The sequence below is a fragment of the Bacillus sp. YH3-2-B2 genome, assembly GCF_053663335.1.
In genome coordinates, this window is sequence record NZ_JBSJQE010000004.1 from 108513 (window position 1) to 129666 (window position 21154).

At 47.6% G+C, this 21154-nt stretch carries 20 protein-coding genes; 14 read left to right on the top strand and 6 right to left on the bottom strand.

Annotated features, from left to right (window positions below):
* The first annotated feature begins 4 nt into the window (after window positions 1-4).
* From ACWJJX_RS15255 to ACWJJX_RS15275, 5 genes are all read left to right on the top strand, one after another.
* On the top strand, window positions 5-1093 hold the full coding sequence (locus tag ACWJJX_RS15255; protein WP_003156642.1) for a toxic anion resistance protein: 1089 nt from the start codon (window positions 5-7) through the stop codon (window positions 1091-1093).
* A 114-nt stretch (window positions 1094-1207) separates the two neighbouring features.
* Window positions 1208-2410, top strand: coding sequence for an MFS transporter (locus ACWJJX_RS15260; protein WP_172614424.1), 1203 nt, complete (start codon window positions 1208-1210; stop codon window positions 2408-2410).
* 382 nt (window positions 2411-2792) lie between these two features.
* Complete coding sequence (opuAA, locus tag ACWJJX_RS15265) at window positions 2793-4049, top strand: glycine/proline betaine ABC transporter ATP-binding protein OpuAA (RefSeq protein WP_069448531.1); 1257 nt, start codon at window positions 2793-2795, stop codon at window positions 4047-4049.
* Entirely contained in the window at window positions 4050-4898 is an 849-nt protein-coding gene (gene opuAB / locus ACWJJX_RS15270) for a glycine/proline betaine ABC transporter permease subunit OpuAB (RefSeq protein WP_003156639.1), read from the top strand.
* Complete coding sequence (locus ACWJJX_RS15275) at window positions 4898-5779, top strand: glycine betaine ABC transporter substrate-binding protein (protein WP_007409051.1); 882 nt, start codon at window positions 4898-4900, stop codon at window positions 5777-5779. The genes opuAB and ACWJJX_RS15275 overlap by 1 nt, the downstream gene beginning before the upstream one ends.
* Before the next feature lie 35 nt (window positions 5780-5814).
* Here ACWJJX_RS15275 and ACWJJX_RS15280 read toward each other — a convergent pair whose 3' ends face one another.
* On the bottom strand, window positions 5815-6936 hold the full coding sequence (locus ACWJJX_RS15280) for a M20 peptidase aminoacylase family protein (RefSeq protein ID WP_146283839.1): 1122 nt from the start codon (window positions 6934-6936) through the stop codon (window positions 5815-5817).
* 134 nt (window positions 6937-7070) lie between these two features.
* Here ACWJJX_RS15280 and ACWJJX_RS15285 point away from each other — a divergent pair, with 134 nt between their 5' ends.
* The 4 genes from ACWJJX_RS15285 (at window position 7071) to ACWJJX_RS15300 (ending at window position 12517) form a co-directional block, all read left to right on the top strand.
* Window positions 7071-8504: a YfcC family protein gene (locus ACWJJX_RS15285; protein WP_003156632.1), complete on the top strand. Its 1434-nt coding sequence runs from the start codon at window positions 7071-7073 to the stop codon at window positions 8502-8504.
* A 91-nt stretch (window positions 8505-8595) separates the two neighbouring features.
* Entirely contained in the window at window positions 8596-9084 is a 489-nt protein-coding gene (locus ACWJJX_RS15290; RefSeq protein WP_454023097.1) for a DUF6773 family protein, read from the top strand.
* Window positions 9085-9313: 229 nt separating this feature from the next.
* Window positions 9314-11293, top strand: a complete 1980-nt coding sequence (gene amyE, locus ACWJJX_RS15295) for an alpha-amylase (RefSeq protein ID WP_146283838.1) — start codon at window positions 9314-9316, stop codon at window positions 11291-11293.
* Between the two features lie 270 nt (window positions 11294-11563).
* Window positions 11564-12517, top strand: coding sequence for an L-lactate dehydrogenase (locus tag ACWJJX_RS15300; protein ID WP_014416851.1), 954 nt, complete (start codon window positions 11564-11566; stop codon window positions 12515-12517).
* Window positions 12518-12558: 41 nt separating this feature from the next.
* Here ACWJJX_RS15300 and ACWJJX_RS15305 read toward each other — a convergent pair whose 3' ends face one another.
* The gene (locus ACWJJX_RS15305; RefSeq protein WP_101562682.1) at window positions 12559-14091 is read right to left on the bottom strand and encodes an MDR family MFS transporter; all 1533 of its coding nucleotides are present in this window, start codon (window positions 14089-14091) and stop codon (window positions 12559-12561) included.
* Window positions 14092-14205: 114 nt separating this feature from the next.
* Between ACWJJX_RS15305 and ACWJJX_RS15310 the strand changes: the two genes are divergently transcribed.
* The 3 genes from ACWJJX_RS15310 to ACWJJX_RS15320 all read left to right on the top strand — a co-directional run bounded on the left by ACWJJX_RS15310 (window position 14206) and on the right by ACWJJX_RS15320 (window position 16189).
* Complete coding sequence (locus ACWJJX_RS15310) at window positions 14206-14667, top strand: MarR family transcriptional regulator (RefSeq protein ID WP_017419364.1); 462 nt, start codon at window positions 14206-14208, stop codon at window positions 14665-14667.
* A gap of 63 nt (window positions 14668-14730) precedes the next feature.
* On the top strand, window positions 14731-15360 hold the full coding sequence (locus ACWJJX_RS15315) for a LysE family translocator (protein WP_007409057.1): 630 nt from the start codon (window positions 14731-14733) through the stop codon (window positions 15358-15360).
* Window positions 15361-15427: 67 nt separating this feature from the next.
* Window positions 15428-16189 (top strand): YqcI/YcgG family protein, encoded by a 762-nt coding sequence (locus tag ACWJJX_RS15320; RefSeq protein WP_003156624.1) that lies wholly within the window; start codon window positions 15428-15430, stop codon window positions 16187-16189.
* A gap of 1 nt (window position 16190) precedes the next feature.
* Here the strand turns inward: ACWJJX_RS15320 and ACWJJX_RS15325 are convergent, their stop codons facing one another.
* A complete protein-coding gene (locus ACWJJX_RS15325) occupies window positions 16191-17519 on the bottom strand; it encodes an amino acid permease (protein ID WP_032857841.1) in 1329 nt (442 codons plus the stop codon).
* 124 nt (window positions 17520-17643) lie between these two features.
* Here ACWJJX_RS15325 and ACWJJX_RS15330 point away from each other — a divergent pair, with 124 nt between their 5' ends.
* Entirely contained in the window at window positions 17644-18240 is a 597-nt protein-coding gene (locus tag ACWJJX_RS15330) for a DUF1989 domain-containing protein (protein WP_003156621.1), read from the top strand.
* Window positions 18241-18374: 134 nt separating this feature from the next.
* Complete coding sequence (nadE, locus tag ACWJJX_RS15335; RefSeq protein ID WP_007409061.1) at window positions 18375-19193, top strand: ammonia-dependent NAD(+) synthetase; 819 nt, start codon at window positions 18375-18377, stop codon at window positions 19191-19193.
* Between the two features lie 50 nt (window positions 19194-19243).
* Here nadE and ACWJJX_RS15340 read toward each other — a convergent pair whose 3' ends face one another.
* The 3 genes from ACWJJX_RS15340 to ACWJJX_RS15350 all read right to left on the bottom strand — a co-directional run bounded on the left by ACWJJX_RS15340 (window position 19244) and on the right by ACWJJX_RS15350 (window position 21143).
* Window positions 19244-19528 (bottom strand): antimicrobial peptide LCI, encoded by a 285-nt coding sequence (locus tag ACWJJX_RS15340; protein WP_057080011.1) that lies wholly within the window; start codon window positions 19526-19528, stop codon window positions 19244-19246.
* A 178-nt stretch (window positions 19529-19706) separates the two neighbouring features.
* A complete protein-coding gene (tmrB, locus tag ACWJJX_RS15345; RefSeq protein ID WP_454023127.1) occupies window positions 19707-20300 on the bottom strand; it encodes a tunicamycin resistance ATP-binding TmrB in 594 nt (197 codons plus the stop codon).
* Between the two features lie 54 nt (window positions 20301-20354).
* The gene (locus tag ACWJJX_RS15350) at window positions 20355-21143 is read right to left on the bottom strand and encodes a sugar phosphate isomerase/epimerase family protein (protein ID WP_046559330.1); all 789 of its coding nucleotides are present in this window, start codon (window positions 21141-21143) and stop codon (window positions 20355-20357) included.
* Window positions 21144-21154 lie beyond the last annotated feature (11 nt).

Consider the following 21154-nt stretch of genomic DNA (forward strand, 5'->3'; position numbering starts at 1 on the left):
AAACATGACAGAAAATCAAAATCCGCTTGTTCTTGATAAAAATGAAGAGATTTCTGAACAAAAAGCAGATGACATCAGGATGCAGCTGCGCCAAGACCCTGAAGTGCAGCGCATTTCGCAGCAGATTGACGTGAAAAACCAAATGGAGCTGCTTGAGTACGGAAAAGAACCGGCAGTTGAAATCTCGAAGTTCTCCGACCGCATCTTAAATATGATGAAAACAACAAGTGTCACGGATTCAGGCACAATGCTGACGCAACTCGGAAAAATCATGGACCGTTTCGACAAAAATGATTTCGATGAACCAAAAGGATTTCTCGCTAAAATGTTCAAACGCGGCAACAGCATGATTGAAAAGATTTTTCAAAAGTACCGCACCCTGGGCGGAGAAATTGAAAAAATCCACGTCGAAATTTCGAAATACAAAGATGAAATGGCAAAGACGAACCATACGCTTGAAGAGATGTATGAAAACAACATTAACTACTACATGGAGCTTGAAAAATATGTCGTTGCCGGGCAGATGAAGCTTGAGGAAATGCAGGCGCTCATTCCTTCTTATGAAGAAAAAGCGGCCGGCGGGAACCAGCTTGCGCAAATGCAGCTTGACACGCTGCGTGACGGGCTTCAGGCGCTTGAGGAACGTGTCTATGATTTAGATATGGCGCGGATGGTGGCGCTGCAGACAGCGCCGCAGATCCGCCTCCTTCAGCGCGGAAATACGAAGCTCATCGGGAAAATCAATTCCGCATTCGTCATTACAATTCCGATTTTCAAAAACGGCATTATTCAGGCTGTCACAGTCAAACGGCAAAAGCTTGTGGCTGATTCAATGAGCGAGCTGGACCGCCGCACGAATGAAATGCTGAAGCGCAACGCTGAAAATATTTCAAACCAAAGCGTGGAGATCGCCCGTATGGCAGGCCGTCCGAGCATTGACATTGAGACGATTGAAACGTCTTGGAATACGATTGTCAGCGGTATGCAGGAAACGAAACAGATCGAGGAAGAGAACAGACGTATCAGAGAAGACGGAGCGAAACGGATTCAACAGCTTCAGGATAATATTAAAAACGCAGTCTTAAAGAATTAACGCACACCCCGCTTGCTTACGGCAAGCGGGATTTTTTTGTGAAAAAGGTAATGACAATGTGTAAAGACATGTGTAAACTTATACGGTAATCATTTTCGATTTGAGGTGCTGCTTATGAACAAACAACCTGCCGTCACTCCGCGAAAACTTCTGGCGATTGCCGGAATGGGCTGGCTGTTTGATGCGATGGATGTCGGAATTTTATCGTTTATTATCGCCGCGCTACACACTGATTGGAATTTAACACCCGATCAAATGAAATGGATCGGAAGCGTCAATTCCATAGGTATGGCAGCGGGTGCGTTTGTATTCGGAATGCTGGCCGACAGGATCGGCCGGAAAAAAGTGTTTATGATCACGCTGTTATTCTTTTCTGTCGGAAGCGGCATATCCGCTTTCGCAACGGGATTGACGGTTTTTCTCATATTGCGTTTTCTGATCGGAATGGGGCTTGGCGGGGAACTGCCTGTTGCCTCGACGCTCGTGTCAGAAGCGTCCGCTCCCGAAAAGCGGGGACGGATCATCGTGCTGCTTGAGAGCTTTTGGGCCGCGGGCTGGCTTCTTGCGGCGGTGATTTCCTACTTTGTCATACCGGCATTCGGTTGGCAGGCCGCGCTGCTCTTAACGGCGCTGGCCGCGTTTTATGCGCTGTACTTGCGGAAAAGCCTTCCGGAATCACCGGCGCATCAGGCATTGCCGCAGAAAAAAAGCATACGCGGGCAGGCGGGAAGTGTCTGGACGAAACCGTATATCCGGGCGACGGTGCTGCTGTCTGTCGTTTGGTTCTGCGTCGTCTTTTCTTATTACGGCATGTTTTTATGGCTGCCGAGCGTGATGCTGATGAAAGGCTACAGCATGATTGAGAGCTTCGAATACGTCCTTCTGATGACACTTGCCCAGCTTCCCGGATATTTCTCAGCGGCGTGGCTGATCGAAAAAGCGGGGCGGAAGACCATCTTAGTCATCTATTTGCTCGGAACGGCGGGCAGCGCTTATTTCTTCGGTGCCGCGGATTCATTGGGCATGCTGCTCACAGCCGGCATGCTGCTGTCCTTCTTCAATCTCGGCGCATGGGGCGTGCTTTACGCCTATACACCGGAGCAGTATCCTGCGGCGATCCGTGCGACCGGTTCCGGAACAACGGCGGCCGTCGGCAGAATCGGCGGCATTTTCGGTCCGCTTCTCGTCGGATCGCTTGCAGGACGGAACGTTTCGTTTACAGTGATTTTCGCCGTCTTTTGTGCGGCCATCCTGATTGCCGTCATCACTATTCTTATTCTCGGAAAAGAAACGAAACAGACAGAGCTTGCGCAATGAGCACCCTTTTGGGGTGCTTTTTTTAGTGGGGCTGTCTGTTGGCAGACCTATATTTTTCCTTAAAATTCCTTATTTTTAGGAAGCGAAAACTTCTTTTTCCGGGACAATGTCGCAAAAAAGTTCTTGTATTTGTAAAAAAAGGATAGGAAATCAGTTTGCAGCACATTCGATGGAAACGTTCTCAAGCCTGATAAAAGCCCGGTTTCCGTTATAATTTATCCTCAATAAGGAGGATTAGAGAGTATTTAGAAGCATACCAGAGGAAAATAAGACACAGGGATGTTTTTAAAGTAATGATACAAAATAAAAGGGATTATGATGTTTGTTTGACTTATTACAAACGTGTTACGGTATTAAAGATTGCTTATTATGGAGGGAAAATATGAATTTGGATGAGAAACCAATTAAGATAAAAGTCGAAAATGTATCTAAGGTTTTCGGAAAACAGACAAAAAAAGCCATTCAGATGCTGTCCAGCGGAAAAAACAAAAAAGAGATCCTGAAAGCGACCGGATCAACCGTTGGTGTCAATCAAGCAAACTTTGATGTATATGATGGGGAGATATTTGTCATCATGGGTCTATCGGGGAGCGGTAAATCAACTTTAGTTCGGCTGTTAAACCGGCTTATTGAACCGACTGCCGGGAATATTTATATTGATGGTGACATGATAACAAATATGTCAAAAGACCAGCTCCGGGAAGTGCGCCGGAAAAAAATCAGCATGGTCTTTCAAAAATTTGCGCTGTTTCCGCACAGAACGATTCTTGAAAATACGGAATACGGTTTGGAGCTCCAAGGCGTCGACAAAAAAGAGCGTGAGCAAAAAGCGCTTGATTCGCTTAAACTTGTCGGTCTTGAAGGCTTTGAACACCAATTCCCTGATCAGCTCAGCGGAGGAATGCAGCAGCGTGTCGGACTTGCCCGCGCATTGACGAATGATCCTGACATTCTTCTGATGGATGAAGCTTTCAGTGCGCTTGATCCGCTGATCCGCAAAGACATGCAGGATGAGCTTTTAGACCTTCATGACTCTGTCGGCAAGACGATCATCTTCATCACGCATGATCTTGATGAAGCATTGCGCATCGGTGACAGAATCGTGCTGATGAAAGACGGTAACATCGTTCAGATCGGGACGCCTGAAGAAATTCTGATGAGCCCGTCCAATGAATACGTTGAGAAATTCGTTGAGGACGTTGACTTATCCAAAGTTCTGACAGCGGGCCACATCATGAAGCGCGCTGAAACCGTGCGGATTGACAAAGGGCCTCGTGTAGCGCTGCAGCTCATGAAGAATCTCGGTATTTCTTCTATTTACGCCGTTGATAAACAGAAACAGCTTCTCGGTGTCATTCACGCGGCGGATGCGAAAAAAGCGGTGGAATCCGACTTATCGCTTCAGGATATTTTAAATACTGAATTTACGACTGTGCATGAAAGCACATACTTGACGGAAATTTTCGATGTCGTGTCTGATGCGAATATTCCGATCGCCGTCACGGACGATAAGGACCGCATGAGAGGCATTGTCGTAAAAGGCGCATTAATCGGCGCGCTTTCAGGAAATAACGATTATATAAATGTTGAAGATTCTGCTGAACAAGCTCAGGATTCTTCTGTTCAGGGGGTGAAGTAAATGGACAGATTGCCTAGAATTCCGTTAGCAGATATCGTTGACCGGTTTGTTGACTGGCTTACCATGACGTTCGGAGGTTTCTTTGACGGAATCTCAAACGGTTTGGCCGCTTTCGTAAACGCGATTGTGAGCGGTTTGGGTTTCATCCCGTCTATTTTATTGACTGTTATTTTTGCAGCTCTCGCTTGGTGGATCAGTACGAGAGGAATTGCACTCTTTACGTTAATCGGATTCCTTGTTATTGATTATTTGGGTTATTGGTCGCCGATGCTGCAAACGTTGGCGCTTGTCGTCACATCTGTTTTGATTTCCATTATTATCGGGGTTCCGATCGGCATATGGGCGTCTCAGAAAGAAACGGTCCGCCGCATTGTCACACCGATTCTGGATTTAATGCAGACCATGCCGGCTTTCGTATACCTGCTGCCTGCAATTTTCTTCTTTAATATCGGGGTTGTGCCAGGCGTTGTGGCATCTGTTATTTTCGCGATGCCTCCGACGATCCGCATGACGGTTCTCGGTATTAAACAGGTTCCGGCTGATCTGATTGAAGCGACGGAAGCATTCGGTTCAACGACGTCTCAGCGTCTGTTCAAGGTGCAGCTTCCGCTTGCCACAAAAACAATTCTTGCCGGTATTAACCAAAGCATCATGCTTGCTTTGTCAATGGTCGTTATCGCGGCCATGGTTGGTGCGCCGGGCCTCGGTTCTGAAGTATACAGCGCCGTGACACAGTTGAAAACCGGTGTCGGAGTAGAAGCGGGTATTGCGATCGTTATCGTAGCGATTACACTCGACCGTATCACGCAAAACATTAAAGTGAAGAAGAAGAGCAGGGGGAATGCCTGATGCTTAAGAAAATCATCGGTGTCGGCGTTACCGCTGCGCTGGCTCTTTCTTTGGCTGCCTGCGGTTCGCAGACTGATGGTAAGGCAACGGCTGCGGACCAGGTGAACAAAACCATTATCGGTATTGATCCGGGATCGGGGATCATGGCTCTGACGGATGAGGCCGTGAAGGATTACGGATTGAAAGACTGGAATGTCGTTACGGCGTCAAGTGCCGCCATGACGGCGACATTGAAGAAATCATATGACCGGAAAAAGCCGATCATCGTAACGGGCTGGACGCCGCACTGGATGTTCTCCAGATACAAGCTGAAGTTCCTTGATGATCCGAAAAAAACGTACGGAACTGCCGAGCAGATTCATACGATTACAAGAACCGGCTTCAGTAAGGAACAGCCTAACGCGGCCAAAGTTCTCAGCCAGTTCAAATGGACGCAGGACGATATGGGAGAAGTCATGATTGCCGTTGAGGAAGGCGAAAAGCCGGCCAAAGCCGCAGCTGAATATGTGAAAAAACATAAAGACCAAGTGGCTCAATGGACAAAAGGCGCCCATAAAGTCAAAGGGGATAAAATCAACCTGGCTTATGTGGCATGGGACAGTGAAATCGCAAGTACGAATGTAATCGGAAAAGTATTTCAAGACCTCGGCTATGACGTGAAGCTGACGCAAGTGGAGGCAGGACCGATGTGGACTGCGATTGCGACAGGCAGCGCGGATGCGTCATTGTCTGCTTGGCTTCCGAATACCCATAAGGCATATGCGTCTAAATATAAAGGCAAATATGAAGATGTAGGAACGAGTCTGACAGGCGTCAAGATGGGTCTGGTCGTTCCTCAGTATATGAAAAACGTCAATTCAATTGAAGATCTGAAGAAGTAATGAGGAAAAGCAGCCCTGTAACGGGCTGCTTTTTTTTATGCTTCAAACGATTTGAGGACGGCGGCCGTTAATATCTCAACGCCAGTAAAGATGGCGCTTCGGTCAAATGTCATTTGGGGATGGTGAAGTCCCGGCTCCAGCCCGCATCCTAGGCCGAGCATCGTCGTTTTCAAGTTCGGCACCTTTAACCCGTAAAAGTGAAAATCCTCTCCTCCGGTTGTCACAAGAGGTTCATCCACATGTTCTTCTCCGAGAATGCTGCTGATCGCAGATGCCATGATGGCTTCCGCCTCCTTGTTTCGCTCGGCTGCCGGGAGGCTGTGTTCTTTTTGCAGTTCGATTTTTGCGCCGAATGCGGCAGCCGCCGCCTCACAGGCTCTTTCGGTTTCGGCGGTTAAATTCTCCATGGCGGCATTGGTTTGTGCGCGGAGATCAAGGCTGAACGATGCTTTTCCCGGAATGATATTGGAACTTTCTCCGCCTGCCTGAAGCTTTGTCATCTTCACGGAATGCGGGATGCCGGGATCAAGATGAATGAAGCTGAGTTTTTGGACGAGAAGAGCGGCGATTTCGATACTGTTAAGCCCGAGATGCGGTCTCGCGCCGTGGGCTTCTTCTCCGATAATCAGGCCTTCTATATGCCGGCTTGAGCCATGCAGGATGGACGGTGCGCATCGGCCGTTTGCCGTTTCCTGTACGGGGCGCACGTGCACGCCGTATAAGAAGTCAACATCATCCAGTACGCCTTTTTCAATCATTTTCAGCGCTCCGCCGCCTTTTTCTTCAGCCGGCTGAAAAATAAAGCGGATGGTGCCCTTCGGAAGCTTCGGCTGACTCTTTAAAAGCATCATCGTGCCGAGCGCCATCGTCATATGTGAATCATGTCCGCATGAATGGTTCGCCTGGAAGACACCGTCCACTTCCTGCCACAGCGCGTCAATATCCGCCCGGACAGCCACAACGGGCGAGCCTTCTCCGATTTCGCCGACAACACCGGTGCAATCATCAAACGTACGGATTCGGCAGCCGGCCTCTTTCAGTTTTTCAGTCAGATATTCAGTTGTTTGATATTCTTTCCAGCTTACTTCGGGATTGGCGTGCAGGTGGTCAAAAATGTCCATAATGACTTGCTTTTCATGCTCTGTGAGTCTGTTCATGCCGTAAGTCCTCCTTCAAAAGCTGTCTGTTTTTTATTTTTTGATATTGAAAACAGGCAATCGGTCTGTATATAATATAGCACATATCTGTATTTTCTGAATAGTTTATAAATTTAAAGCGGGATGGTGATGTTATGGCTGTGCCGAAGGCCGAACCTGTATTGAAAAAGAAGAAATTGTTTGTGATGCCTGATGCTTATGTGCTGCTGTTCATTGTCGCTTTACTATGCGCGATAGCATCGTACATCGTTCCCGCGGGGGAATTTGACAGGGTGACAAAGGGCAGTGTGACGTCCGCCGTCCCGGGAAGTTATCATTCTTTAGACCAGTCTCCTGTCAGCCCGATCGCTTTTTTTACCGCGATTCAGGAAGGGATGACAAGTTCCGCGCCGATTATTTTTTTAATCCTGTTTACGGGCGGAACCATTGCGATTTTGGAGAAAACGGGTGCCATCAATGGATTGATCAGTAATGTCATCAGTACGTTCCGCACCAAACAGCTGCTGTTTATTGCGATTGTCGGATCTCTATTTTCGATCCTCGGCACAACCGGCATCGTCGTTAATTCCGTGATCGGTTTTATTCCGATCGGCCTGATCGTCGCCCGTTCGCTGAAATGGGACGCCGTGGCCGGAGCGGCCGTCATTTATATCGGCTGTTATGCCGGGTTTAACGCGACGATTTTATCACCTTCACCGCTCGGGTTATCACAAAGCATTGCGGAGCTGCCGCTGTTTTCCGGCATCGGCCTGCGGATTGCCGTCTACATTTGTTTTCTGCTATCATCTATTTTATATATTTATCGGTATACGAGAAGGCTCAGAAAAGCAAAGGACGCCAGTCTGCTGGGGAACGATTGGTTTCCGGCGGCAGGTTCAATCCCGCAGGCTTCCGATCCGGAGGACAAGCCAGTCCCGTTTACCGTCCGCCACAAATTGATTCTGGCTGTCGCGGCTTTGTCGCTTGCCGGCTTTTTATACGGCGCGCTTACTCTTGGCTGGTCTGATTCAGAGATGGCCGCCGTGTTCATTTTTATCTCAATCGTGTCAGGCCTGATTGCGGGAATGGCGGCAAATGATATCGCAAAAACGTTTATTACAGGCTGTCAGGGCCTCGTTTACGGCGCGCTGATCGTCGGAATGGCGAGAAGCATTTCCGTTATTCTGGAACACGGAAAGCTGCTTGATACGGTAGTCAATGGACTTGCGTCACTGCTGCACGGTTTCAGCCCGATGGCAGGCGCAATCGGAATGTATATTTCCAGCGCCCTGCTTCATTTTCTGATATCATCGGGCTCAGGGGAGGCGGTCGTATTTATTCCGATCTTGGCGCCGCTTGCCGATCTGATGGGCATCACGAGACAGGTCGCGGTTGAAGCGGTCATGCTTGGAGAAGGCGTCGTAAACTGTGTCAATCCGACTTCCGGCGTGCTGATGGCCGTACTGGCTGCCAGCGGCATTCCGTACGTAAAGTGGCTTCGCTTCATGATTCCGCTGGCGCTGATTTGGTTTGTCATCGGCCTCGTGTTTATCTGCATAGGCGTCCTGATCAATTGGGGTCCTTATTAAACATTTTGTCAATGATATTTCGGTTTATCATTATGAATCAGCAAGATATAATGGGAGTTGTAAGCCATTCTTAATAGTACGGGAGGAAGTCATGAATCAGCGTCGGAACGGACTTTCAAACGTGAATGGAAAGAGTGAGAGTGTGAAAGAGAAAGAACGAATGATTTGGTCAGAAGTCGGAATGCTTGTGGGCACACTGTCTTTGCTTGACATCATCGTACGCGGACTTGTTCTGAACTGTCCATTTAGGGAATGGGCCGGAAGCTTGGCGGTTTTCTTCATTATAATTGTTTATTATTGCATCAGGGCGGGAGCGTCGGGAATGCTCATGCCGAGAATAGACACCAAAGAAGAACTGAAAAAGCGGGTGAAGCAGCAGCGGATAGATTCAATTGCGGTCACTTTTGCGGTGGCGGCACTTACGATGTACGGCAGGGGGTTTCCCCATACATTCTTTGCTTGGCTGAAAATGATCTTTCTTTTTATCGTCTGCGGAGGCGTTCTGTTTTTGCTTCGGTATGTCATTGTGAAGCTGTCTTACAGAAGAGCGATAAAAGAAATAAAAAAGAAATCATCCTGACAGGTGGTTTCTTTTTTTGTTTGAAAGCGGGAAGTCTTTTTAATTGATAGGAATATAGATTTGAATTCACTCTGTCACGTTGCTTTGATAGAGAGAGTGTGATAAGTTGAAATGTAAGCGTTAACAGAATTCTCCAGTCTTCACAACAGTTGAAAGGAGCTGAAGAAAGAGTAAGAGGAATTTTTGACTCCGCAGTCAGTCTTCAAAAATGAAATAAGGAGTGTCAAAAATGTTTGAAAAACGATTCAAAACCTCTTTACTGCCGTTATTCGCCGGATTTTTATTGCTGTTTCATTTGGTTTTGTCAGGCCCGGCGGCTGCAAACGCTGAAACTGCAAACAAATCGAATGAGGCGGCCGCGTCATCGGTCAAAAACGGGACCATCCTTCATGCCTGGAATTGGTCGTTCAATACGTTAACACAAAATATGAAAGATATTCGTGATGCGGGCTATGCAGCTATTCAGACGTCTCCGATTAACCAAGTAAAGGAAGGGAACCAAGGAGATAAAAGCATGAGGAACTGGTACTGGCTGTATCAGCCGACATCGTACCAAATCGGCAACCGTTACTTAGGCACTGAACAAGAATTTAAGGACATGTGTGCAGCCGCGGAAAAGTATGGCGTAAAAGTCATTGTCGATGCGGTTATCAATCATACCACCAGCGATTACGCCGCGATTTCTGACGAGATTAAGCGTATTCCAAACTGGACCCATGGAAACACACAAATTAAAAATTGGTCGGACAGGTGGGACGTCACTCAAAATTCATTGCTTGGGCTGTATGATTGGAATACACAGAATACTGAGGTGCAGGCCTATCTGAAACGTTTCTTGGAAAGAGCATTGAATGACGGAGCAGACGGGTTCCGCTATGATGCCGCCAAGCATATAGAGCTTCCGGATGATGGGAATTACGGCAGCCGATTTTGGCCGAATATCACAAATACATCGGCGGAGTTCCAATACGGAGAAATCCTGCAAGACAGCGCTTCCAGAGATACTGCTTATGCGAATTATATGAATGTGACGGCTTCTAACTATGGGCATTCCATCAGATCCGCTTTAAAGAACCGTAATCTGAGTGTGTCGAATATCTCCCATTATGCATCTGACGTGTCTGCGGACAAGTTAGTCACATGGGTGGAATCACATGATACGTATGCCAATGATGAGGAAGAGTCCACATGGATGAGTGATGACGATATCCGTTTAGGCTGGGCAGTGATTGGTTCCCGCTCAGGAAGCACGCCTCTTTTCTTTTCCAGACCTGAGGGCGGAGGAAATGGTGTAAGATTTCCCGGAAAAAGTCAAATAGGAGATCGCGGGAGCGCCTTATTTAAAGATCAGGCGATCACCGCGGTCAATCAATTTCACAATGTAATGGCCGGGCAGCCTGAGGAACTCTCGAATCCGAATGGGAACAATCAAATATTTATGAATCAGCGCGGCTCAAAAGGCGTTGTGCTGGCTAATGCAGGATCGTCTTCTGTCACCGTCAATACTTCAACGAAATTGCCTGACGGCAGGTATGATAATAGGGCCGGCGCCGGTTCATTTCAAGTAGCGAACGGCAAACTGACAGGTACGATCAATGCCAGATCCGCGGCTGTTCTTTATCCCGATGATATTGGAAATGCGCCTCAGGTCTTTCTTGAGAATTACCAAACGGGGGCAGTCCATTCTTTCAATGATCAGCTGACGGTCACCCTGCGTGCAAATGCGAAAACAGCAAAAGCCGTTTACCAAATCAATAATGGGCAGCAGACAGCATTTAAGGATGGAGACCGATTAACGATCGGGAAAGGAGATCCAATCGGCACGACATACAACATCAAGTTAACCGGAACGAACGGCAAGGGTGCAGAGAGAACCCAAGAATACACGTTTGTCAAAAAAGACCCGGCCCAAACCAACATCATTGGCTATCAAAATCCGGATCATTGGGGCCAGGTAAATGCTTATATTTACAAACATGATGGAGGCAGGGCCATAGAATTAACCGGATCGTGGCCGGGGAAAGCAATGACTAAGAATGCAAATGGAATTTACACGCTGACGCTGCCTGCGAATGCGGATACGGCTAATGCCAAAGTGATTTTTAACAATGGCAGCGCCCAAGTGCCCGGACAGAACCAGCCCGGATTTGATTATGTGCAGAATGGTTTGTATAACAACTCCGGTTTAAACGGTTATCTTCCGCATTAATGGATAGGGCTATCATTACATCAGCGTGCCGGCAAACCCTTGCTTCTGGGAAAAGGACAGCGCATCTTCAATCACGCTGAAAAGATGACAACATCCTAAAACGGTTCCGTTTTAGGATGTTGTCAACAATCTGGAAACCATCACCGATATTTTTTTGTCCAAAAATCAAACTTTTCTCTTGCAAAAGTTTGTGAAGTATTGCACAATATAAATGTGAAATACTTCACAAGTTAAAAACAGACACCACGAAACACTGGAGGATGAGCATACATGATGAACGAACGAGTGAACAAAGTAGCATTAATCGGAGCAGGTTTTGTTGGAAGCAGTTATGCATTTGCGTTAATTAACCAAGGGATCACAGATGAGCTTGTGATCATTGATGTAAATAGAGAAAAAGCCATGGGCGATGTCATGGATTTAAATCACGGAAAGGCATTTGCGCCTCATCCGGTCAAAACGTCTTACGGCACATATGAGGATTGCAAGGATGCCGATATCGTGTGCATCTGTGCCGGGGCCAATCAAAAACCGGGCGAAACGAGACTTGAGCTGGTCGAAAAAAATCTCGCCATTTTTAAAAGCATTGTCGGTGAAGTAATGGCAAGCGGATTTGACGGCATCTTCCTCGTTGCCACAAACCCGGTCGACATTCTCACTTATGCGACATGGACATTCAGCGGCCTGCCGAAAGAACGCGTCATCGGCAGCGGCACGACACTGGATTCTGCGCGATTCCGTTATATGCTGAGTGAATACTTCGGCGCCGCTCCGCAAAACGTACACGCCCACATTATCGGTGAGCACGGCGATACCGAGCTTCCTGTATGGAGTCACGCCAATATCGGCGGAGTGCCGGTACAGCAATTGCTGGAGAAAAATGCAGCTTACAAACAGGACGAGCTGGATCAGATCGTTGACGATGTGAAAAACGCGGCCTACCATATTATCGAGAAAAAAGGCGCGACATATTACGGAGTGGCGATGAGCCTCGCCCGCATCACAAAAGCGATTTTGCGTAATGAAAACAGCATTTTAACCGTCAGCACATATCTGGACGGCCAATACGGTGTAAACGACGTCTTTATCGGCGTTCCGGCCGTCGTCAATCGGAACGGCATCGCAGGTGTGACGGAACTTGAGCTGAATGAAACAGAACAGGCTCAATTCAGCCGCAGCGCAAACGTGCTGAAAGATATTCTCGCTCCGCATTTCGCAGAGTAAACAAAAAAGCAGTACATGACAAACGCCATGTACTGCTTTTTTTAATTCGCTTTTTTCGCCATTTCCTGAGAGGTTTTTACTCTCGCTTTTCCCATAAACAAAATGGTAACGGCCGCAATGACGATCGGCGCCAGCGCAAGCGTAAATACATATGTGATGCTTTGCGACATGGCGTCAATAATGCGATCCAGAATGTGCGGCGGAATATGAGCGCGCGTGCCGGCCTGGAAAATGTCCTGCGGATTTCCGATGTTCTGCATCGCGCCGCCCGCTCCTTTCATGCCGCTGAATGAATCTGTGAGCTTGTTGGTAAACACATTCGTCTGGATGGTTCCGAAAATCGTCACACCGAGCGTCATACCGAATGATCTCAAAAACGAGTTTGTTGAGTTGGCGCTTCCGCGGTAACGCGGCTCCAGATCGTTCATGGACGCAGCCGGCAGCAGTGAGAAGTTGAAGCCGACGCCGAATCCTGAGATCAGCATGAATACCGTCAGCATCGTACGCGCCGTATCCGGTGTCATATTGGAAAGCAGCAGCATTCCGATAAAGAAAGCGACCACGGAAATCAGCATTAAATTGCGGAACCGCACTTTCGTCTGGAAAATTCCGCCGATCATACTTCCGATAACAGAACCGATCATCATCGGCGTCAAAATAAAGCCCGCGCTTGTCGCGGTGCTTCCGTACACAGCCTGAACGAAGATCGGGATAAACACCGCTAAAATGACGAACGTGGCTCCGTAAAGGAACGCCAGAATCTGTGCCGTAGCAAATAAACGGTTTTTAAACATCCAAAATGAGATAATCGGTTCTTCCGCTTTTCTTTCCACGATAAAAAAGGCGATAAAGAACACGGCGAACACAGCGAACAGACCGATGATCTGCACGGAGTTCCAATCATACGTTTTTCCGCCGAGCTCAAGAGCGAACATCAGACCGACAATGGAAACCACCAGCGTAATCGCGCCGGCCCAGTCGATTTTCTGCTTCTTATGTTCAAGGGATTCTTTATAGTAACGAAGAATGAAAAACAATGATAAAATACCGATCGGCACGTTGATGTAAAACACCCAGTGCCAGCTGATGGAGTCGGTAATGAGCGCGCCTAAAAGCGGCCCGAGAACGCTGGAAAGGCCGAAAACGGCACCGAACATGCCCGACATTTTTCCGCGTTTTTCCGGCGGAAATAAATCAAAAATGATCGTGAAGGCGATCGGCATCAGCGCGCCTCCGCCGATTCCCTGAATGACGCGGTAAATAATGAGCTGATCCATTGTTTGGGCGATCCCGCATAATGCAGATCCGATTAAGAAAAGAATAAGACCGAATAAAAAGAAACGCTTACGTCCGTACATATCGGACAGTTTTCCGTAAATCGGCATACCGGCCATAACGGCTACCATGTATGATGCCGTCACCCACGCGAACTTATCGAAACTTCCGAGGTCCGCCACGATATTTCCCATCGCAGTGGCAACGATTGTATTATCCATAGCCGACATTAAAATGCCCAGCAAAAGACCGATGACGACAAACTTTGTCGTGGCGTCCTTCGCGGCTGTTTGTTCCATGCTTTTTTCCTCCCATACTTACTTTTGATCATTAAATTTGCTATGATCATATTAGATTTGCCGAAAATTATCTTGATCGTCAAGATAAATTGATTTTATAGGGAGGCCTGTCAGTTGTCAACAAGAAATACAAGAAGCGAGACGGAGGAAACCGCCATACAGTTATTCCGGAAGATGGCCACAAGGACGATCCTTTTTCATCAGGCGGCCGCTCAATCTCTCGGTCTGTTTCCGACCGATTTGAAATCAGCTGATATCTTAAATGAAGCAGGCCCGATGACCGCAGGCGAGCTTGGGAAAAAAACCGGCCTCAGCACAGGTTCGGTAACGGCGCTCATTGACCGGCTCGAAAAAGCGGGATATGTCATGAGGAAAAAAGACCCCGAAGACAAACGGCGGGTGATCATCGTGCCGCTGACAGCCGGAAAAGCGAATGTGAAGCAATTGTTCAGCTCCTTATCCCAGTCCACGATCAGCCTTTGCCGGCAATATAAAGAAGAAGAACTGCGGCTGATATTCGATTTTTTAGGAAAAGTGACGGACATAATGGAAGACGAGCTTGAGAAATTAAAATAAAATATCATAGCACGGCCCATTCATGAATAACTTGTACAAGTTGCATGAATGAGGGGGAAGCCAATGAACATCTTTTTAAGCTACATCGTTCTCGGGCTGTCATTGTCAGCACCTGTCGGACCGGTCAATGCGGCGCAAATTGACAAAGGCATCAAAAATGGCTTTTGGCATGCATGGATTTTCGGTCTCGGCGCTATGGCCGCGGACGGGCTGTATATGATTCTGATCTATTTCGGGCTGTCTCAATTTTTGACCGCTCCTTTTGTAAAAACGTTTTTGTGGCTCTTCGGTTTTTTCGTGCTGACCTACACGGGAGTCGAAACGTTAAAAAATATCAGGGAAGCCATGAATGTCAGAAGCGGAAAAGGAAAACCGGCTTTTTACAAAACTTTCGGCGCGGGGTTTTTTATTTCTCTTTCCAATCCGCTGAGCATTTTATTCTGGCTCGGCATATACGGGAGCATTCTCGCCAAAACCGCTGAATCCTTCGATGCAAATCAGCTTTTGATTTACAGCTCCGGCATTCTTCTCGGCATTTTGATCTGGGATTTCTGCATGGCGGTCGCCGCGAGCACTTTCAGAAATCTCCTTCATGAAAAAGCGCTCCGCTGGCTGACGGGAGCGGCGGGTGTGTCTTTGATCGTTTTCGGGTTTTATTTCGGATGGCAGGGGATTCAAATGCTCATCTCATAAATAGAAGGACTGTCACCCATCGCCTGTCTCCGTCATAACGTATCATGACGATACTGGAGGTGGGCCGATGGCAAGCGGGCTGTACACAAAAAGTTGCCTTGAGGAAAAGTTATTGGATCTGCCAAATTGGCAGAGAATCGCTTTTGAGCTTCTATCAGAAAAAGTAGGCGATAAAGCGGATACGTTTCCGTGCATTCCCGGACGTCAGGGATTTTTGACAGATCAGCTCCGGATATCCTTTGCGGGTGATCCCCGCGAAGAGGGAACCCCGGAGGAAGTGGGGATGCTGCTGTCCGAGTACGGAAAGATCTCAAGGAATACCGGAAAATACGCGTCGCTGCTTGTGATTTTTGATACGCCTGAGGATTTAGCTGAGCATTATTCCGTTGAGGCGTATGAAGAGCTGTTCTGGTCTTTTTTAAACCGGCTGAGCGGCTGCGACCCGAAAGACTGGCCGGAAGACATACCGGAAGACCCTGAACATTATAAATGGGAGTTCTGCTTTGACGGCGAGCCGTATTTTATTCTGTGCGCGACGCCTGCGCATGAAGCGAGACAAAGCAGAAGCTTCCCGTTTTTTATGCTCGCGTTTCAGCCGAGATGGGTTTTCGAAGGATTAAATGATTCAACCGCGTTCGGACGAAACATGAGCCGGCTGATCAGAAAACGCTTAGAGGCTTATGATGAAGCCCCTCTTCATCCCCGATTGGGGTGGTACGGAGGAAAAGACAATTTAGAATGGAAGCAATATTTCCTCCGTGATGATGAGACCCAAGTGTCAAAGTGTCCCTTTTCTTATTTGAAGAGACTGTTTAAACCGACGAAATAAGCTATGATCCGGCAGGGCTGTGTCCCTGCTTTTTTTGTACGATCCATGTCACGATCGCAATGACGGCGAGAAAACAAAGGCTGACCAGAAAACCGGGCCGGCTCGATTTCTCAAACAGCGTCCCGGAGACGGCCGCGACAATCAGCACAAGGGCGATAACAATCTGTACGGTTCCCATCTTTGTCGTTTCGAGCAGTTTCTTGCCCGAGAACAAAATGAACAGCCACGTATAAAGAAGCATCAGTCCCGCCGCGGTTGTCATGTGTTCATATATGTTTTTCGGCAGCACCAATGACAGGATGATGGAGACGATGAGTCCGGCAAACGTCAATCCGAGCGCAGGCCAGCAGATTTTTTTGTTTTCCTTTAATCTGAAGCATTTCGGCGCATCTCCGTCATCTGCCATCGTACAAAGCAATGTCGTCACGGCAAACAGCGAGGCGACGAGCGTGGAAAATCCCGCAATAATAAAAATCCCGTTAAAAATATCAAGAATGATATCTAAATGAAAACCCTTCAGCGATGTAATAAACGGGCTGTCCTGTTCGGTGAATTTGCCCAGCGGCACTAACAGCAGCGCCAGGCCGAGAGAAATGACGTAAATCACCGCAAGAACGGCAAGCATCAGCCGGCCTGATTTTGAGGCTTCCTCCGGCTTTTTCAAATGCACGGTCATCAGCCCCAAGACTTCAATTCCTCCGAAGGCGTAAAACGCATAAATCAGTCCCGTCCATAGCCCCATCGCTCCGTGCGGGAACAAATCCTTTGATTCGTTCGGCACCTGCACATCCGGTTTATGAGAAAATATACCGCACAGCGCCAATATGGCGATCACGATAAACATAAAAATCGCCGCCGTCTTGACAACAGCGAGCACATTTTCCGTTTTTTGAAAAACGGACAGCCCCGTAAATATAATCAAAAGACCGAGCACCGCATAGATGGAGGCGAAAATCCACAGCGGCACATTCGGAAACCAATGCTTCGTAAACAGCGAGATCGCTGTCAGCTGGCTTCCCGTGATCAGCATCTCGGACGACCAGTACACCCATCCGTTGCTGAAACCGGCCCAAGTGCCGAAAGCCTTTCTCGCATAAGCGCAAAAAGACCCCTTTTCGGGCTGTTTGGCGGAGAGCTTCGCGAGCTGCTCAAAGACAAAATAGGTGCCAAGCCCGGCAATAAGAAATGAGATCAGCGCGGAATATCCGCTTTTGACAATAGCGATGCTGGACCCGAGAAAAAAGCCCGTCCCGATTGTGCAGCCGACGCCGATTAAGGAGAGCTGCCACCAAGCGAGATTCCCTTTAGGCTGGTCCTGTGATTTACTCATGAAGTTCAACCCCTTTATCAAAGCTTAGATTGCGGCCGTCAGAAGGGGAATATACATCCAATAAATTGCTTTACATGAAACAAACGGCCGGAGTTCATAATAGAAGAAAAAAAGGAGCAGTCTGATGACACAGCAATTTATCGTACCGCCGAAAAAAGGGCTAGGCCTGAGGGTTCACAAAGGGCAGATTATAAAAGTTGTCGATGTGGAAGGACAGCAGGTGGCTGATTTTACGGCGTATCATGCCAAGGACTTTTATGAACATCTTGATCAGGGCGCGACGATCGATGCCAACCAGTCCATTCATGTAAAAACGGGTGATCATATTTATTCGAATTTATACAAGCCGATGCTGACGCTGATTGAGGATACAGTCGGCAAGCACGACTTGCTGCTTCCCGCCTGCCGTCCGGATATGAACAGGCTTTTATACGGAAAGCATAAAGACGAGCTCCAGGATACGTGCTATGACAATATGAGCGGGGCGCTTGAACCGTTCGGGGTGCCGCGGCCGCATATGCATTATCCATTTGCCATCTTTATGAACACGGTGCTCGATGAGAAGGGGAACTTATCAGTCGAAACCCCTCTTTCTGACGCAGGTGATTATGTACGGCTCCGTGCGGAAATGGATCTCGTCGTCGCGTTTTCATCTTGTCCGATCGAAAAAGGAAAATGCAACGGAGACAGCATCACGGCGCTGCGGGTGGAAATCAGCTGATCCCGGTGTATTTGATTCACTTAAAAACTGCACCTGTGCTATATTTAACAAAGAGTCGTACATAGTGGCATGATTCATTTTCAGCATGAACGGGAAATGAATCATAAAGAAACAATGCAGGAGGAGTGATTGGGATGAGCATCCAGAAACAAATTATGAATGATCTCCATGTAAAACCCTCAATTGATCCGAAACAAGAAATTGAGGACAGAGTGAACTTTCTGAAACAATATTTGAAAAAAACAGGTGCCAAAGGCTTTGTGCTCGGCATCAGCGGGGGGCAGGATTCCACGCTTGCGGGACGCCTCGCCCAATTGGCGGCTGAAAGCATCAGAGAAGAAGGCGGAAACGCGGAATTTATCGCCGTCCGTCTTCCGCACGGCACACAGCAGGATGAGGATGACGCCCAATTGGCGCTCAAATTCATTAAACCTGATAAATCGTGGACGTTTGATATTAAGTCCGCTGTCAGCGCGTTCGCTGATCAGTACAAAAAAGACACGGGCGATCAGCTGTCTGACTTTAACAAAGGAAATGTAAAAGCCAGAATGAGAATGATCGCTCAATATGCCATCGGCGGACAAGAGGGGCTGCTTGTCATCGGAACCGACCATGCGGCCGAGGCTGTGACCGGTTTCTTCACGAAATACGGTGACGGCGGAGCTGATCTGCTGCCGCTGACCGGATTAACGAAACGCCAGGGCAGACGTTTATTAGAAGAACTCGGCGCGCCGGAACGCCTGTATTTGAAATTACCGACGGCCGATCTGCTCGATGAAAAACCGCAGCAGACGGATGAGACCGAGCTCGGCATCACATACAATGACATTGATGATTATTTAGAAGGCAAGGATGTTTCTTCCGAAGTGATTGAAGCGCTGGAAAAACGCTACCTCAGTACGGAGCACAAGCGCCAGGTGCCGGCATCGATGTTTGATGATTGGTGGAAATAGAATGAAAAAAACCTCCCTTTTGAAAGGGAGGTTTTTTGTTTATTTCATTTTTATTTATCTACACTTTCATAAATCCCTACCCAATACCCTTTGCTGCTGTCATAGTATTTGTATTTAAAAATCCATGTTGTACCATTCAGTTCGAAAGAAGCAGCGAAAATACCGTTAGGGCTTGGAACGGGCTTGATGGCATTAATGCCGGCATCTGCTTTCGTTGAGATTGGGCTATTTTCCACGGATGGGGATGCTGTTGGTGATGCGGCAAAGGCAGGAGCGGCAGACATCAGTAAGGCAAGAGACAGCGCAGAACCGGTTAACACTTTTTTGAATTTCATTTCGAACACTCCCTTTTCAAATGAAATGTATTACAGTGTTAATAATTAGACGGTTATCCATATAATTCCTTCTATGTTTCTAAATTTTTTTCTTAATTTGAAAAAACATCCCTTCGGAGGGACTTTTTATTTATTGATCCATTTGCATGGATCAGGGACATGTTTTCAAAACGCTTTTTTATTTGATACGGATATGATTCAGCTTCACCATTAATTTGTCGGTAAATCTTCGAAGGCTGCCTCTCGAATCAGGCTTAAGAGGCAGATTTGCATGGGCAGCGATCGTTTCTGCGGCCTGCTGAATAGACATTTGGTCTGTATGGAGATGTTCTGTGAAGAGGCTATCAGACAGGCTGTTGATGCAGCGGTCGATTTGTTTTGCGGCCCAGGAGCTTTTTCCTTCCGCTCTGGTGCGCAGGCGTTTCAGCAATGTTTCCTTTGAAGCCAGCAGGGTAAAGTGGTGAATGGTCCGGCCATCCTGTCTCAGCCTGCTGATAATGTCATGGAAGTATTGATCGTTCGTAATGGTCATGGGCACAATGATGATGTCCTGATATGTATCTGACAAATAGGAAAGCATGCTGTAATTGAATTCCCGCCACAGAGGGTAGCTTTGAAAGTCATCTTCAGCGATATCCGGCGGTATCATCGAACGCATCGCAAACCCCATCTTTTCAGGATCATATACGTAAGACGGTTTCAGTCTTCTGTGCAGTTCAAACGCTGTTTGTGTTTTTCCGGAACCGAAAGCCCCATTTATCCAAATGATCATCATGATATCCCCCTTTTTCTATATGATACAAAAAAAGACCCTTCGATCGAAGAGTCAGCGGGAAAAAACAGACGTATATTCCCGGAGCGATTCCTTTATATGCGTAAAGGCATGTTCTCCAAAATACTCAAGAGAAACAAAACCGTCATATTGTCTGTTCATCAGCTCTTTTAAAAATGCTTTTTGATCGAGATCTCCTTGAAAAATCGGAGTTGGCTTGCTGAGATACCAGTTGTCAAAATTCCAGTGATAGTTTTTCAGATGAATATGGCTGACGGTATGATACAGCTTTTCTAAAGCGGACATTTGGTCAACGTGATTGACGTGTAGGTTGGAGCCGTCAAAAATGGTGCGGACCCGCGGATGTCCGACATCCTCCAAAAATGCCAGTACCGCCTCCGGTGTATCCGCGTACGTATCGTAATGAATCTCAAGCCCGATATCGACTTCATAGTCATCTGCGAGCCGTGCCGCCTGCTGAAATTGATCAACCGCACGTTGCCACTTTTCCGGTGACGTCCGATGCGAAGGAAGATTGCCGGCAAAGACTCTGATCAAGGGGCTGTGCAGCTGTCGTGCCGCGCTTAATGCCCCTTGAACATCCTTTAATGCCTGCCTTTCATCCTGAGCGGCGAAGTCAGTGTACAAACTGACGGCAGGCACCCCGAGGCCTTCCTCCTGAAGCTGCTGATCAAGCCTGTCGAGCGGGCCGATTTCCTCTATATATTGTTTAGCGTGTCCGTACCACAGTTCGATTCCGTCAAAGGAGTGCTCCTTCGCGAAAGAAATGATGTCGAAAATATGCTTTTTTTTAAATCCTGTCGTGCAAAAACTCAGTTTCATCGGTAATCCTC

Excerpts from the sequence above, each read along its gene's own strand:
- ACWJJX_RS15255 (WP_003156642.1), top strand. The coding sequence starts at position 5 with ATGACAGAAAATCAAAATCCGCTTGTTCTTGATAAAAATGAAGAGATT.
- ACWJJX_RS15260 (WP_172614424.1), top strand. The coding sequence starts at position 1,208 with ATGAACAAACAACCTGCCGTCACTCCGCGAAAACTTCTGGCGATTGCC.
- opuAA (WP_069448531.1), top strand. The coding sequence starts at position 2,793 with ATGAATTTGGATGAGAAACCAATTAAGATAAAAGTCGAAAATGTATCT.
- opuAB (WP_003156639.1), top strand. The coding sequence starts at position 4,050 with ATGGACAGATTGCCTAGAATTCCGTTAGCAGATATCGTTGACCGGTTT.
- ACWJJX_RS15275 (WP_007409051.1), top strand. The coding sequence starts at position 4,898 with ATGCTTAAGAAAATCATCGGTGTCGGCGTTACCGCTGCGCTGGCTCTT.
- ACWJJX_RS15280 (WP_146283839.1), bottom strand. The coding sequence starts at position 6,936 with ATGAACAGACTCACAGAGCATGAAAAGCAAGTCATTATGGACATTTTT.
- ACWJJX_RS15285 (WP_003156632.1), top strand. The coding sequence starts at position 7,071 with ATGGCTGTGCCGAAGGCCGAACCTGTATTGAAAAAGAAGAAATTGTTT.
- ACWJJX_RS15290 (WP_454023097.1), top strand. The coding sequence starts at position 8,596 with ATGAATCAGCGTCGGAACGGACTTTCAAACGTGAATGGAAAGAGTGAG.
- amyE (WP_146283838.1), top strand. The coding sequence starts at position 9,314 with ATGTTTGAAAAACGATTCAAAACCTCTTTACTGCCGTTATTCGCCGGA.
- ACWJJX_RS15300 (WP_014416851.1), top strand. The coding sequence starts at position 11,564 with ATGATGAACGAACGAGTGAACAAAGTAGCATTAATCGGAGCAGGTTTT.
- ACWJJX_RS15305 (WP_101562682.1), bottom strand. The coding sequence starts at position 14,091 with ATGGAACAAACAGCCGCGAAGGACGCCACGACAAAGTTTGTCGTCATC.
- ACWJJX_RS15315 (WP_007409057.1), top strand. The coding sequence starts at position 14,731 with ATGAACATCTTTTTAAGCTACATCGTTCTCGGGCTGTCATTGTCAGCA.
- ACWJJX_RS15320 (WP_003156624.1), top strand. The coding sequence starts at position 15,428 with ATGGCAAGCGGGCTGTACACAAAAAGTTGCCTTGAGGAAAAGTTATTG.
- ACWJJX_RS15325 (WP_032857841.1), bottom strand. The coding sequence starts at position 17,519 with ATGAGTAAATCACAGGACCAGCCTAAAGGGAATCTCGCTTGGTGGCAG.
- ACWJJX_RS15330 (WP_003156621.1), top strand. The coding sequence starts at position 17,644 with ATGACACAGCAATTTATCGTACCGCCGAAAAAAGGGCTAGGCCTGAGG.
- nadE (WP_007409061.1), top strand. The coding sequence starts at position 18,375 with ATGAGCATCCAGAAACAAATTATGAATGATCTCCATGTAAAACCCTCA.
- ACWJJX_RS15340 (WP_057080011.1), bottom strand. The coding sequence starts at position 19,528 with ATGAAATTCAAAAAAGTGTTAACCGGTTCTGCGCTGTCTCTTGCCTTA.
- tmrB (WP_454023127.1), bottom strand. The coding sequence starts at position 20,300 with ATGATCATTTGGATAAATGGGGCTTTCGGTTCCGGAAAAACACAAACA.
- ACWJJX_RS15350 (WP_046559330.1), bottom strand. The coding sequence starts at position 21,143 with ATGAAACTGAGTTTTTGCACGACAGGATTTAAAAAAAAGCATATTTTC.